The organism is Streptomyces chumphonensis (assembly GCF_014779715.1).
Taxonomy (GTDB): domain Bacteria; phylum Actinomycetota; class Actinomycetes; order Streptomycetales; family Streptomycetaceae; genus Streptomyces; species Streptomyces chumphonensis.
Genome location: NZ_JACXYU010000005.1, coordinates 20,582 through 33,559 on the forward strand (window position 1 = coordinate 20,582; position 12,978 = coordinate 33,559).

The window sequence follows — 12,978 nt, forward strand, 5'->3', positions numbered from 1 at the left end:
TCATGGGTTTTGACTACGCACCCGCGCCGGAGTCGCGGGCGATCGTCGACATCGCGCCGTCCTACGGCCTGTTCATCGACGGCGAGTTCCGCGAGGCGGCGGACGGGAAGGTCTTCAAGACGGTCGCCCCCGCCACCGAGGAGGTCCTCTCCGAGGTCGCGCAGGCGGGCGAGGAGGACGTGGACGCCGCGGTCGCCGCCGCGCGCCGCGCGTTCGCCTCGTGGTCCGCGCTGCCGGGCGCCGAGCGGGGCAAGTACCTCTTCCGCATCGCGCGCGTCCTCCAGGAGCGCTCGCGCGAGCTGGCCGTCCTGGAGACGCTCGACAACGGCAAGCCGATCAAGGAGACGCGGGACGTCGACCTCCCGCAGGTCGCGGCGCACTTCTTCTACTACGCCGGGTGGGCCGACAAGCTCGCCCACGCCGGGTACGGGCCGAGCCCCCGGCCGCTCGGCGTGGCGGGCCAGGTCATCCCGTGGAACTTCCCGCTGCTGATGCTGGCCTGGAAGATCGCCCCGGCGCTCGCCACCGGCAACACGGTGGTGCTCAAGCCCGCCGAGACGACACCGCTGTCGGCGCTGTTCTTCGCCGACGTCTGCCGCCGGGCCGGCCTGCCGAAGGGCGTCGTCAACATCGTGACCGGCGACGGCCGCACCGGCGCCGCGCTCGTCGCCCACCCCGACGTGAACAAGGTGGCCTTCACCGGCTCCACCGGCGTCGGCAAGCAGATCGCCCGCACGGTGGCCGGGACGTCGAAGAAGCTCACGCTCGAACTCGGCGGCAAGGGCGCCAACATCGTCTTCGACGACGCCCCGGTCGACCAGGCCGTCGAGGGCATCGTGAACGGCATCTTCTTCAACCAGGGCCAGGTGTGCTGCGCGGGTTCGCGGCTGCTGGTCCAGGAGTCCGTGCGGGACGAGGTGCTGGACGCCCTCAAGCGCCGGCTGGGCACGCTGCGGCTCGGCGACCCGCTGGACAAGAACACCGACATCGGCGCCATCAACTCCGCCGAGCAGCTCGCCCGCATCACCGCGCTCGCCGAGACCGGCGAGGCGGAGGGCGCCGAGCGCTGGTCGCCCGCGTGCGAGCTGCCGTCGTCCGGGTACTGGTTCGCGCCGACGCTGTTCACCGGCGTCTCCCAGGCGCACACGATCGCCCGCGACGAGATCTTCGGCCCCGTCCTGTCGGTGCTGACGTTCCGCACCCCCGACGAGGCCGTGGCCAAGGCGAACAACACGCCCTACGGGCTCTCGGCGGGCATCTGGACGGAGAAGGGCTCGCGCATCCTGGCGATGGCGAGCAAGCTCCGGGCCGGTGTGGTGTGGGCCAACACGTTCAACAAGTTCGACCCGACCTCGCCGTTCGGCGGCTACAAGGAGTCGGGCTTCGGCCGCGAGGGCGGCCGTCACGGTCTGGAGGCGTACCTCGATGTCTGAGCGACCTGAACGGCTCGCAGTGCTCAAGACGTACAAGCTCTTCGTCGGGGGCAAGTTCCCCCGCTCCGAGAGCGGACGGGTGTACGAGGTGACGGACTCCAAGGGCCGCCTGCTGGCCAACGCCCCGCTGGCCTCCCGCAAGGACGCGCGGGACGCCGTCGGTGCGGCGCGCAAGGCGTTCGGCGGCTGGTCCGGCGCCACGGCCTACAACCGCGGCCAGGTGCTCTACCGGGTGGCGGAGATGCTGGAGGGCCGCCGCGAGCAGTTCACCGCCGAGGTGGCGGCGGGCTCCGGGATCTCCCGGGCCAAGGCGGCGGCCGAGGTGGACGCGGCCATCGACCGCTGGGTCTGGTACGCGGGCTGGTCCGACAAGATCGCCCAGGTCGCCGGCGGGGCCAACCCCGTCGCCGGACCGTTCTTCAACCTCTCCACGCCGGAGCCGACGGGCGTCGTGGCCGTGCTGGCGCCCCAGGACAGCGCGCTGCTGGGCCTGGTGTCCGTCGTCGCCCCCGCGATCGTCACCGGCAACACCGTGGTGGTCGCCGCGAACGAGAAGGCACCGCTGCCCGCCCTGTCGCTCGCCGAGGTGCTGGCCACCTCGGACGTGCCCGGCGGCGTCGTCAACGTGCTGTCCGGTCGCACCGCCGAGTTGGGCGCGCCACTGGCCGCCCACCAGGACGTCAACGCCATCGACCTGGCGGGGGCGGACGCGGAGCTCGCCAAGGAGCTCCAGATCGCGGCGGCCGACAACCTCAAGCGCGTGGTGCGACCCCGCGCCGAGCGGTGGACCACCGACCCGGGCACGGACCGGATGCTCGCCTTCCTGGAGACGAAGACGGTCTGGCACCCCACCGGCTCCCTCGGCGCCTCCGGCTCCGCCTACTGAGCCCCGCTCCACCCCCTGGAGCCGCAGCCCCGCTCCCCCGCCGTCCGGGGAGCGGGGCTGCCCGCATGTGGTCATGAGCACGACGCTAGGCTGAACCGCGTGATGCGCAGGAAGGCAGCCGTACGCAGGCTTGTGGCAACAGTGGTCGGCCTCGCGGTACTCGCCTCGGGCTGCGCGGCCTCGATCGACCCCGACGCCCTGCCCGGCCGCTACCGCGACGAGACCGGCGGCGAGGTCCGGCTCGAACCCGACGGGACGTTCTCCGTCACCGCCGTGTCGACCAACGACTCCTCCGGCCCCGCCGACTTCAGCGGCACCTGGGAGTTCCACGACAGCGACATGACCACCGACTTCGTCTACCTGTCGGTCGAGGACGGCGGACTCGGCCGCATCGCGGGCATCCAGCTCTACACGGAGGACCAGGAGACGGTGTACTTCCGCCACGACGTGGACGGCCCCCCGACCACGGTGCTCCACAAGGTCGACACCCCGTAGACCTCACCCGCCGGTCCGGCCGCGTCGCTCAGCACGAGCGCGCGGCCGCCTCACATCCGGGACCTCAGCACGTCGACCTCGCAGCCCGGTGAGAAGGGGTCGAAGCCGTGCTCGACGAGCCAGCGCACCGCCAGCAGACTGCGCAGCGACCACCACGCGTGGACCACGTCGAGGTCGACGTCGGTGCCGTACCCGGCGATGACGTCGTCGAGATGCTCCGCATGCCCGAGCGTGAAGGTGGCGAGGTCGTACAGGGCGTCCCCTCGGCCCGCCTCGGACCAGTCGATGACGCCCGTGACCGCGTCACCGTCGAAGAAGACATGCGCGATCTGCAGGTCGCCGTGCGTGAACGCCGGAGTCCACGGCCGGAGGGCGGCCTCGGCGACCTCGCGGTTGCGGGCGACCAGATCGGCAGGCAGCAGGCCGTTCGTCACCAGCAGCGCGCACTCCGCGTCGAGTTCGGCCGCCAGCCGGGCGGCGCTCCGCCCGGCCCGGCCGGTCCAGGACGGCGGCGGCGCGTCGTGCAACCGTCGCAGGACGCGGCCCGCGGCGGCCCAGGCCGCGGGCGCCCCGGCCGACGGCCCACCGAGGCGGCCGAGCGTCGTCCCCGGAACCGCCGCGATCGCGAGGACGGGCGGCTTGCGCCACAGGACCTCCGGCGTCGGGACGGGCGCCAGGGCCATCGCCTCGACCTCGACGTCGACGCGCGCCTGATCGGCGTCGACCTTCAGGAACACGTCGCCGACGCGCAGGGTCGCGCGCTCGGAATGGGCCACGACGACTTCGACCTCATCCATGGCGGCCAGTATCCCCGGACACCCGACGGCCGTCCCCCGGATTTCCGCCAGCAGCCCAGGGCACGGCGACCCCGCGGTCAAATGAACGACCCGCTCCGCCCCTTCGGCGAGGCGGCCTTTCGTCAGGAACCGTCCACCGTGTAGGTGGTGGGCTGACCCGTCGCCGCGTCGACAGCCACGATCGGGCCCGCCTGTCCGGCCACACCCGTCGGGAAGAGCCAGGGAGCCTCCAGGCCGCTTCTTCAGGGTGTCTCACGCCCCGGCCCGCTCTTCCCGGCTGAGGCGTTCGACCGCCTGGGCCTCAGTGATGTCCAGGTCACGGGCCATGGCCTCGGTGACGCGGTCGATGGCTCCGCCTTCCACGGCGCTGGCGGGACCGGACAGGGAGGGTATGCCGATCAGTGTGGCGGCGGCCGCTGTGGCGGCGAGGGTGCGGAGTAGGGGTCGGTGCACGGTGGTGGTGTCCTCTCCTGCCACGAGCGCGGTACGTGGGGCGCGGTGGGGCCCGGTCGTGGCGTGTGGGTCAGTAGCCGTTGGGCCCGAGCACGTTGACGAAGAGCGGGTCGCGCTGGGTGCCGCCGAGAGTGACGCTCTGCGTGACGACCTTGCCGTAGTAGGCATTGGCGTTGATGACCTTGCCGTCACCGATGTAGATCCCGGTGTGGTCCAGGTCACCGCCGTATCGGATGCCGTCTCTCTTGTCCGTGTCCCAGAAGACGAGGTCGCCGGGGCGCGGGTTGGACACCACGCGGCCCTGGTCGATCTGGCCCTGGAGCCAGTAGTTGAGCTGGAGGCCGCGGCCGGTGGCGTTCAGCGTGCCGTGCCAGATGGCGTTGCGGTTGAAGCACTCGCAGTCCATGGCCGACTCCCGGCAGGTCCAGCCGTACTCCAGTCGGTACGGGCGACCCAGTCGGTTCTTCGCGGCGCGGACGACGGCCCTGCGCACCGCCGAGAGGGCCTCCGTCTCGTACCCCGCCGCGTCCGCCTGCGGAGCTGCGGCGGCCGCGGACGAGGCGGAGGGCTGGGCGGGGGCGGCCACGGCGGTCGCGGGCACTGCGGCGACGGGGCCGGCGAGCAGGGCGGCGGTGAGCACCGCCGTCCGACGTGACCGAGACATGACATTTTTACGGATGACGGGTGCGCGCATGGCGGGTACGTCCTTAGCTCTTGGCGGGGAGAGAGGGGAGGGGAAGTGCCGGTGGATATTCTTCGGACAGGACGACAAAGAAAGTAGAAGCGACCTGGGAGGGCGTCAAGGGGGGCGCTAGCATCGTGTTCTTCCGGCACACGACCGACGCGAGGAACCTGTTGGCCCGACCCAAACGCCAAGACGCCCGGCGCGAAGCCCTGTTGCAGGCCGCTGGGGTCGCCATCCAACGGCGTGGCCTGCACGCCACGAGGGTCCGCGACATCGCGGACCAGGCCGGTGTGGCCGCCGGCACCGTCACCTACTACTTCCGCGACCTCGATGAGCTCTTCCGCCTCGTCTTCGCGCAAGCCGTGGACCGCTTCTGCACCCAACGGGAACGTGAAGCCGCCGCCCACGAGGACCCCCGCGACCAACTCGCCGCCGTCCTCCGGCACGGCCTGCCCACCGGGCCCGATGACCAGCTCTGCTGCCTGCTCTACGAGTTCTCGCCGCACGCCCGGCACCGGGACAGCGACGCACAGCTTCGCCGTGAGCTCTATGAACGCCAGCTCCACCTCTATCGCGACGTGCTGACCCGTGGCCACGCGTCCGGCCGCTTCGACCTCCGCCGCCCCGCGGAGGAGATCGCGGCCAACCTGGTCGCCCTGGAGGACGCCTACGGCTACCACGTCATAGCGCGCACCTTCATGCCCCGCCAACAGGCCGAAGAACACCTCTTCGGCTACGCCGCCCTCGCGACCGCCGACCCCTCACTCGCCCCGGAGAACCACTACGGGCCGGGCTGAGCTACACCGGGGTCCGGCACCAGGCAACCACCCGCTCGGTCTTGCTGGCGGTCGCCCCCGCCGGCAACATCCGCATGCCTGCGCTACCGCGGTCGCCTACGTGCACCTCAGTGGCGAAGGCACCGCCCCCGTACGGCGCCGTGGTCTACCTCGCCCTCGACATCGTCGAAGGCGGCGCAGACGTCGGTGAGCCGAGAGCTGGTGATCGAGTGGTCGTGCCGTCGGGCGAGCCAGGGGCTCGACGAGTGTGTCGGCCGCCGTCGCTATCCGGTCGTCGGAGTCCGGGGCGGGTTGGCGATGGGCCCTCACACCGAGTCGCTGACGTGAACTCAGGCGACGTCGGCGAGCCGGCCCACGTCGAGCTGGAAGTCGAGGGCCAGGGCGAGCCCTTGGCGCGGGCAGCCAACCAGCAGAACGCGGCCCCGGCCGGTGCGTGCGCCGAGCCGGCGCCTCATGCGGCCGGGCGGGCGGATCGCGAGTGACACGCCTCGGACGACGCACGTTGGCAGGGCGCCATGGCGTCGGACACGGTGATCATGGTGATCGTAGCCTCGACCGGTGGCTGCCTTCATCTGTTCGAAGAGGTGTACTTGATAACCGCTCAGATTCTGGCTGCCGGCGCTCGTCGGCCGCTCAGCCTCACCGTTGTGACCTCCGCGAACTGAAGGAACCCCTGCCATGGACCTGCCGCGCAGCTTCACCATCCGCGAGAGCAGCCACCGCATCTGCAACCCGTTCACCAGCGACAAGCTGGCTCTCCTGGGCCGGGCCATCAGCCCGGCGCCAGGCACGCGCATGCTCGACCTCGGCTGCGGCAAGGGCGAGATGCTGTGCACCTGGGCCCGGGACCACGGTCTCACCGGCACGGGTGTCGACCTCAGCACCGTGTTCATCGACGCCGCCCGTAAGCGGGCCGCGGAGCTGGACGTCGCCGACCAGGTTGAGTTCGTGCATGCGGATGCCTCGGGCCACGTCGCCGATGAGCCCGTCGGGATCGCCGCCTGCGTCGGCGCGACGTGGATCGGCTCCGGAGTCGGCGGCACGGTCGACCTCCTGCGACACAGTCTCGCTCCCGGTGGCATGATGCTGATCGGCGAGCCGTACTGGCGCCGCGAGCCCGAGGACCAAAGGGTCGTGGAGGGCTGCCAGATGGCCCGCCGGGATGACCTGCTCACCCTGCCGGATCTGCTGGAGCAGTTCGGAGGCCTGGGCTGTGACGTCGTCGAGATGGTCCTCGCCGACCAGGACAGCTGGGACCGGTACGTCTCGGCGCAGTGGCTCAACGTCCGGCGCTGGCTCGACACCAACCCCGATGACGAGCTTGCCGACCAGATGCGAGCGGAACTGACGTCGGCACCCGTCCAGTACGTCGGGTACCAGCGGGAATACCTCGGGTGGGGTGTCTTCGTCCTCATGGACCGCTGATCAACCACCCCGAGCGTGAGCCCCGGCATCACCTGCCGGGGCCAACGATCACCCACAGTCGAGCGAAATGATCAGGTGCTCACGGGCTCTCAGGCGGCAGCCTGCGGCATAGATCGCCTGTCGCCGCGGACCCTACTGGTGCCTGCGAACCACGTTCGTGGACGGCGTGGGGCGGCCGACGGTGCCCACCCAGGTCGTGAATGGCATGGGGAACGGCCGCGTGTATCCGACGTGGCCGACAGGACGCCGCGGCGGGATGGGGCGTGGTAGGTCGGCCGCTGCCCGCATCGGATGACGAAACTCGGTGGCGGACGCAGTCGATGCGCACCACGATGCGGTCATGGCCTCAGGCGAGCGCAACGACGAAGCAGCGGTGACTCGGTGGACCCCTTCCACCATCTACCCCGATATGTGGGTCGATCCGGACGACGACCCGCGCGAGACGGAGGTCGAGACGGTCGACGAGCGCGGCACGCTGCTGGAGAGTCTGCGCCACTTCCGCCTGACCATCGAGATGAAGTGTGTGGGTCTGGATGCCGAGCAGATGGCCCGGCGCTCCGTACCGCCGTCCACGATGTCCCTGCTCGGGCTGGTGCGGCACATGGCCGAGGACGAACGGCACTTGCGCCGGATGGCCGGCGAGGACTCGCCCAGGCTCTACCGCACCCCTGAAGACCGTGACGGCGACTGGAACGGAGCGGTCGCCGACCCGGCGGTCGTGGAGGATGCCTGGCGGCAGTGGCGAGCCGAGAGCGAGGTCACCGACCGCTTCATCGCCGGCTTCGCTGACCTCGGCACGCGGACCGGGGAGGCGCCGCTGCGCGAGATCCTGGTGGCACAGATCACCGAGTACGCGCGACACTGCGGCCACGCCGACCTCCTGCGTGAGCGGATCGACGGCCGTGTAGGCCAGTGATCACATCCTGCCGTACGGATCCGGGAGGCGGGAGAAATCAGCCGGTCTTGGCGGGTGTCCCGGGCCGGGCCCCTGCGTAGGCGAGGAGAGAGAGTCCGGGACCGCTCTCCAAGACCATGCCACGTCAGGGGGAGCTGACCGCCTGATTCTCGCTCGCCGTGGCCGGTCAGCCTTCTACGATCGGGGGCATGCCGGCTCCCGAGCCGGTGGAACGGATCCCACCCGAATCCCAGCAGGGGCGACCGCGAGGCACGGTGAATTGGGCGCAACCGTGCCCCCTGGCAGCCGTTGAAAGGGTGTGACGCGTACCAAGGAACACGCCGAGGACACCGCCCGCTTGTCTACCAGTGACGGTTCGTTCCTCGGTCCGGAGACCGGTCGCGCGGTCCGTAATGGGCGAACGGCAGCGAGCCCTGCCAGGGCGGGGGGTGTGGTCGGCTGGGGGGGCTGCTCGCTGGCAGCGGTAGCGGGGGCGGCTTGGGGGGAGCAGCACGGTTCCGATGCGCCGTGTGTCGGTGTTGTCACCCGCGTGGCGGTCTGGTGGGGCGGGCCGTGGGGGGCCGCGTGCGGACCTCCCGAGGCTTTCCAACCCCCGTTCGTTGTCGGCGCACTTGTGGGATGAGGTCGGGGTCGGTCGGGTGGGGCGTCGCGGTGGTTGCGGTGGCCGGGGTGGAGGTTGCGGTGCAGCGTGTTGGTTGACGTGCTGAGGCGTGTTCGCCGCGTGTCGGTCTGGACGAGGACGGCTCGATCGCCTTGCCGAAGGACGTCGACCACGCGGGCTGGTTCACCCACACTCCCACCCCGGGCCGGCGCGGCAACGCGGTCGTCGTGGGGCACCTGGACTCCAAGAGCGGCCTTGCGGCCTTCTACGGTCTGGGCTCCCTTCGCGCGGGGGACCGCATCGTCGTCGAACGCGGAGGGGTCCGGCCGCGGTGTTCACCGTGACCGCCGCGGCGGTGCAGCCGCGGCGCCTTCCCTTCCGAAGAGGTCTACGGTCCCAGCACGCAGCCGCGGCTGACCCTGATCACCTGCGCCGACCGGGACGCCCAGCGCCGGGCTTACCGCGCCGATTTCGTGCTCACCACCCCATCTCACCCCGCGCGGGTGAGATGGGGTGGTCACACCCTCCCGGCTCGTGGGCCCTGACCGGTGAAAAGGGGCGGGGCGGCGCCTGGATACCGGCCGGTTCCTGCCCGCAGGAGGGGAGGGGCGGAAGGAGTCCCGGCATGGCGTGCGTCCTTCGGTAGGGCGGCACGGGGCCAGTGCGACCGGCGGCGGTACCGGGAGGGGTTCAGAGGTGGGCCGGGTCGGTGGAGGTGAGTTCGGCGTAGACGACGACGTTGTCCGCGTAGCGGCGGTCGGCCTGGGAGTAGGTGCCGCCGCAGGTGATCAGGCGCAGCCCGGCGTGGTCGAGGTTGCGGTAGACCTCGACGGTGGGGAAGGCGTCCTTGGGGTACTGCTCGACGCGGGTGACGGTGAAGGTCATCGTGCTGTCGTCGGCGCGATCGACGTCGATGGCCTGGCCCGGGCGCAATTCGCCGAGGCGGTAGAAGACCGAGGGGTCGCCGTCCCAGGTGACGTGCCCGGCGATGACGGCCGGACCCTGCTCGCCGGGGGCGGGCCCGGGTTCGTACCAGCCGGCCAGGTCGGTGTCGCGGGGGGTCTGCATGGCCCCGGCGGAGTCCCGGCGAAGCATTTCCAGGGGTGAGGAGATGCCGAGCGCGGGGACGGAGACGGTGGTGGGCACCGCCCGTCGCACCGGGTCCGCCTGCACGGGGGTCTGCGATGGGCTGCCGCTGGTGTGGTCCCGTGGGGGTTCGTGGGGTGCGGTGGTCGGTGAAGCAGCGGGCGGTGCCGGGGTGCTCTGCGGGTCGCCGGTGCCGCGCAGGAGCCCTGCGGCGATGAGGGCCACGGAGACCACTGCGAGGACGGCGGCGGTCGCCGGCCCGGCTCGTCGGCCGGGCCGGCGCCACCGCTGCTGGGCGGATGTCACGCGCTCTCGCTACGCCGGCGGCGCACCGTGATGGTGGTTGCGGCGGCTGCCAGGAGTCCGGCGCCGCCCAGGGCCATCAGGGTGGAGGAGGTGTCGGCGGGGGTTTCGGTGCCGGGGCCGGTGCCGGTCTCAACGCCGCCTTCGGGCATCTCGCCGATGGAGGCGCCCTTGACCATGCCGCAGTTGGCCGGGGCGGTGGCCTCCAGCGGCAGCTTGTCGTCCAGCGGGCTCATGCCGGCCTCGTTGTCGTACTTCCCGTTGCCGTTGACGTCGATGCCGTGCTGGACGATGTGCAGGTCCTTGAAGTGGTCGGCAACGTCCTGGGAGACGGTCAGGGTGCGCTCGTAGGTGAGGTTGCCGTCCTGGTCGGCTGTGGGGAAGCGGTCCACGGCCAGACCGCTGTCCTTGGAGGTGTCCCCTTCGGTGGTCAGGGAGATGTTGATGTCGCCGTAGTCGGGCAGGCCCTCGACGGTGCTGACGATGCCGTCGTTGTCCTCGTCGGCGCTGGGGTCGGGACAGTGGAAGTCGTGGCCTTCGGTCGATCCGTGGATGTGCTGCGCGTGCGGCGCACCGGGCACGAGCCCCTCTGCCTGGATCTTGACGGTGAGTTCCCTGCCCTCCAGGCTGACCAGCGCGGTCGCGCTGGCGCCGGATTCGTTCAGCGTCTCCAGGTCGACCTGGTACGCCTGGTCCTCGGCGGCTGTCGCCGGCACGGCCGCCCCCAGGGTGAGGGCTGCGGGGAGAGCGGCGAGCGCGGTGATCCGGGCGATGTGTCGGGGTATCACAAGGATGTCCCTTCCGGCAGCCCACGGGTCGATGCGGGCTGCTCCAGTTGGTGTCCGCCGGGCGCTGCGCTGCTGAACGCCCCCTGCAAGGCGGCTGACACCTCCTCTTCGTGACCGGGCCAGGTGACGGATTGCTCTGTCACCGCCCGGCATCGTGCCGGGAGTCCTGGAACGGGGCGCCGGGTGGTGTGTCGGTCAGGCGAGAACGGTCGCGAGGAGCACACGGCCGGACACCGCAGCGGGGCTGACGCCCGGAGAGGTTCGGCTGGATGGCGCAACCCGCTGTTCCCTATCGGGTGACCCACCCAAAACGCTCATAGCGTCCTTCCTGTGGCCTTGAGCTGGGCCTATGGCGTGTGTGCTCGAGCCGTGTGCGCGCCACGCGGAGCCTTGGGGCGTGGCGCGCGAGTGCGGTGGTGGTGGTTGGCTGCGGTCGCGTCCCTACGGAGTCCAGATCTGTGGGGCGCGGCATCGGGTATTCGCCAGGTGCCCGAGGGCCTTGTTCACGCCGCCTGTGCGCCTCCGTCTCTTTGACGGGGGGCCTGCCCGCAGTGGGCAGGGCCTCACACCTCCTTCCCTATACGTCGGTGTGCGGGGTGTTGAGGCCCCCGGCATGGGTGGCCCAGTGCGCTTCGCCGCACCGGGAGACGAGGACCGCTTTGACCAGACCACCTTCCGGTACCCGCACCAGGAGGCTGACCGGCACGCTGGCCGGTACGGGAGCCATCGCGCTCGCGGCCGCCGTGGCCGTGGCAGGCCTGGCCCCGGCCACCAGTTCGGCCTCCAGTCACCGTGAGGCACCGCTGATCGCTGGCGACCCGCGGGCGGACAACACGGACGTGTACGCCTTCACCAGCCCCGATCGGCCCGACACGGTCACCTTCGTGGCCAACTGGATTCCCTTCGAGGAACCCGACGGGGGCCCGAACTTCTACCAGTTCGCCGATGGCGACCAGGCCCGCTACAACATCAAGGTCGACCAGGACGGTGACGGGCGCGCCGACCTGACCTACACCTGGAGCTTCCGCACCGAGATCCGGGATGCGGCCGACACCTTCCTGTACAACAACGGCCCGGTGACCACTCTGGACGATCCGGACCTGAACATCCGCCAGTTCTACGACCTGACCGTCACCGGCAAGAGCGGCCGCTCGCGCACGCTCCTGCGTGACGCGCCCGTGGCGCCGTCCAGGGTCGGGGACGCCTCGATGCCGCGCTACGGCAAGCTGCGCCAGGAGGCCGTGGTCAAGGCCCGGGGCGGGGCACGCAGCTTCGCCGGACAGGCAGAGGACCCCTTCTTCGCCGACCTGCGGGTCTTCGACCTCCTCTATGGCGGTGACCTCAGCAAGCGCGGCAAGGACACCTTCGCCGGGTACAACGTCAACACCATCGCCCTGCAGGTGCCCAAGAAGACCCTCGCGCTGGGCGGCGACCCCAAGGACAACCCGGTCATCGGGGTATGGTCCACCACCGATCGGCGCGGTGCGAACGTCACCGGAGAGGGCTCGGCCGACTCCGGGTGGCGTCAGGTCTCCCGGCTGGGCAACCCGCTGGTCAACGAGGTCGTCGTCCCGCTGAAGTTCAAGGACGCGTTCAACACCCTGGAGCCCTTCCAGGACCGCACCGTCCAGCCGGTCGTCGACAAGGTCCTCGACCCGACCCTGCCCAAACTGATCGAGCAGGTCTACGGCATCCCCGCACCGCCAACGCCCCGCCGCGACCTGTTCGAGATCTACCTGACCGGCCTGTGCCAGGAGTGCGGCCCCATCAAGGCCGATCTCAACTCCCACCGTCTCAACAGCGACGCCCGCCCGGCCGGCATCGTTCCGGCGGAGGAACTGCGCCTGAACATGGCCGTGCCCCCGGCCAAGCACCCCGACCGGCTCGGTGTCCTGGGCGGGGACCTGGCCGGCTTCCCCAACGGACGCCGGCTGGCCGACGATGTCATCGACATCTCGCTGCAGGCCGTCGAAGGCGCCGCGCAGACCGGTGAGCTCGTCCCCGAACTCGCCGAGGGCGACCAGGTCGACATCAACGACGTCCGCTTCGGCAAGCGATTCCCCTACGTCGCGCTGCCCTACCACGGCTCCACGTCCGACGGACGAGCCCTGCGCGGAGCCGACCAGGCCACCAGCACGGCCGACACCACGCCGCGGGGAATGCGCCAAGCCCTCCCCACCGGACTGGCCGCCACCGGCGTGGCCCTGTTCGGGATGGGCGGCCTCGTGCTCTGGCGTGACCGCAGGCGCACCAAGAGCGACCCGTCACAGCCCACCGGTTCCCGTACCAGCACCAGCTGATACGGGCTCGGTG

The 12,978-nt window shown here is 71.0% G+C and carries 14 protein-coding genes; 8 read left to right on the forward strand and 6 right to left on the reverse strand.

Translation table 11 applies throughout. The features are described from left to right. The first annotated feature begins 2 nt into the window (after window positions 1–2). From IF129_RS11925 to IF129_RS11935, 3 genes are all read left to right on the forward strand, one after another. Complete coding sequence (locus IF129_RS11925; protein ID WP_381481489.1) at window positions 3–1,433, forward strand: aldehyde dehydrogenase family protein; 1,431 nt, start codon at window positions 3–5, stop codon at window positions 1,431–1,433. Then, window positions 1,426–2,319 carry an aldehyde dehydrogenase family protein gene (locus IF129_RS11930; protein WP_191209573.1) on the forward strand — a complete coding sequence of 298 codons (894 nt, stop codon included), beginning with the start codon at window positions 1,426–1,428 and terminating at the stop codon, window positions 2,317–2,319. The genes IF129_RS11925 and IF129_RS11930 overlap by 8 nt, the downstream gene beginning before the upstream one ends. Before the next feature lie 102 nt (window positions 2,320–2,421). After that, on the forward strand, window positions 2,422–2,814 hold the full coding sequence (locus tag IF129_RS11935; RefSeq protein WP_191209846.1) for a hypothetical protein: 393 nt from the start codon (window positions 2,422–2,424) through the stop codon (window positions 2,812–2,814). Window positions 2,815–2,864: 50 nt separating this feature from the next. Here IF129_RS11935 and IF129_RS11940 read toward each other — a convergent pair whose 3' ends face one another. The 3 genes from IF129_RS11940 to IF129_RS11950 form a co-directional block, all read right to left on the reverse strand. After that, window positions 2,865–3,611, reverse strand: a complete 747-nt coding sequence (locus tag IF129_RS11940) for a phosphotransferase family protein (protein ID WP_191209574.1) — start codon at window positions 3,609–3,611, stop codon at window positions 2,865–2,867. Window positions 3,612–3,863: 252 nt separating this feature from the next. Further along, window positions 3,864–4,064 carry a hypothetical protein gene (locus tag IF129_RS11945; RefSeq protein WP_191209575.1) on the reverse strand — a complete coding sequence of 67 codons (201 nt, stop codon included), beginning with the start codon at window positions 4,062–4,064 and terminating at the stop codon, window positions 3,864–3,866. A gap of 70 nt (window positions 4,065–4,134) precedes the next feature. Beyond that, window positions 4,135–4,728, reverse strand: a complete 594-nt coding sequence (locus IF129_RS11950; protein WP_191209576.1) for an NlpC/P60 family protein — start codon at window positions 4,726–4,728, stop codon at window positions 4,135–4,137. Window positions 4,729–4,919: 191 nt separating this feature from the next. Here IF129_RS11950 and IF129_RS11955 point away from each other — a divergent pair, with 191 nt between their 5' ends. Continuing rightward, window positions 4,920–5,546: a TetR/AcrR family transcriptional regulator gene (locus tag IF129_RS11955; RefSeq protein WP_191209577.1), complete on the forward strand. Its 627-nt coding sequence runs from the start codon at window positions 4,920–4,922 to the stop codon at window positions 5,544–5,546. A 329-nt stretch (window positions 5,547–5,875) separates the two neighbouring features. On the opposite strand, the gene IF129_RS11960 is transcribed toward IF129_RS11955, so the two are convergent. After that, on the reverse strand, window positions 5,876–6,031 hold the full coding sequence (locus IF129_RS11960; RefSeq protein WP_191209578.1) for a hypothetical protein: 156 nt from the start codon (window positions 6,029–6,031) through the stop codon (window positions 5,876–5,878). A gap of 193 nt (window positions 6,032–6,224) precedes the next feature. On the opposite strand from IF129_RS11960, the gene IF129_RS11965 reads away from it, so the two are divergent. The 3 genes from IF129_RS11965 to IF129_RS11975 all read left to right on the forward strand — a co-directional run bounded on the left by IF129_RS11965 (window position 6,225) and on the right by IF129_RS11975 (window position 8,832). Next, a complete protein-coding gene (locus IF129_RS11965) occupies window positions 6,225–6,971 on the forward strand; it encodes an SAM-dependent methyltransferase (protein WP_191209579.1) in 747 nt (248 codons plus the stop codon). 340 nt (window positions 6,972–7,311) lie between these two features. Next, complete coding sequence (locus tag IF129_RS11970; protein WP_191209580.1) at window positions 7,312–7,887, forward strand: DinB family protein; 576 nt, start codon at window positions 7,312–7,314, stop codon at window positions 7,885–7,887. Between the two features lie 753 nt (window positions 7,888–8,640). After that, on the forward strand, window positions 8,641–8,832 hold the full coding sequence (locus IF129_RS11975; protein WP_191209581.1) for a class F sortase: 192 nt from the start codon (window positions 8,641–8,643) through the stop codon (window positions 8,830–8,832). Window positions 8,833–9,178: 346 nt separating this feature from the next. Here IF129_RS11975 and IF129_RS11980 read toward each other — a convergent pair whose 3' ends face one another. Next, window positions 9,179–9,880, reverse strand: coding sequence for a class F sortase (locus tag IF129_RS11980; protein ID WP_191209582.1), 702 nt, complete (start codon window positions 9,878–9,880; stop codon window positions 9,179–9,181). Beyond that, entirely contained in the window at window positions 9,877–10,665 is a 789-nt protein-coding gene (locus tag IF129_RS11985; RefSeq protein WP_318153690.1) for a hypothetical protein, read from the reverse strand. Before IF129_RS11985 ends, IF129_RS11980 begins: the two co-directional genes overlap by 4 nt. A gap of 659 nt (window positions 10,666–11,324) precedes the next feature. Here IF129_RS11985 and IF129_RS11990 point away from each other — a divergent pair. After that, the gene (locus IF129_RS11990; protein ID WP_191209583.1) at window positions 11,325–12,965 is read left to right on the forward strand and encodes a DUF4331 domain-containing protein; all 1,641 of its coding nucleotides are present in this window, start codon (window positions 11,325–11,327) and stop codon (window positions 12,963–12,965) included. Window positions 12,966–12,978 lie beyond the last annotated feature (13 nt).

What these genes read in the sequence shown, in the direction of transcription:
- IF129_RS11965 (WP_191209579.1), top strand. Translation starts at nt 6,225, where the DNA reads ATGGACCTGCCGCGCAGCTTCACCATCCGCGAGAGCAGCCACCGCATC.
- IF129_RS11950 (WP_191209576.1), bottom strand. Translation starts at nt 4,728, where the DNA reads ATGTCTCGGTCACGTCGGACGGCGGTGCTCACCGCCGCCCTGCTCGCC.
- IF129_RS11940 (WP_191209574.1), bottom strand. Translation starts at nt 3,611, where the DNA reads ATGGATGAGGTCGAAGTCGTCGTGGCCCATTCCGAGCGCGCGACCCTG.
- IF129_RS11930 (WP_191209573.1), top strand. Translation starts at nt 1,426, where the DNA reads ATGTCTGAGCGACCTGAACGGCTCGCAGTGCTCAAGACGTACAAGCTC.
- IF129_RS11970 (WP_191209580.1), top strand. Translation starts at nt 7,312, where the DNA reads ATGGCCTCAGGCGAGCGCAACGACGAAGCAGCGGTGACTCGGTGGACC.
- IF129_RS11935 (WP_191209846.1), top strand. Translation starts at nt 2,422, where the DNA reads ATGCGCAGGAAGGCAGCCGTACGCAGGCTTGTGGCAACAGTGGTCGGC.
- IF129_RS11925 (WP_381481489.1), top strand. Translation starts at nt 3, where the DNA reads ATGGGTTTTGACTACGCACCCGCGCCGGAGTCGCGGGCGATCGTCGAC.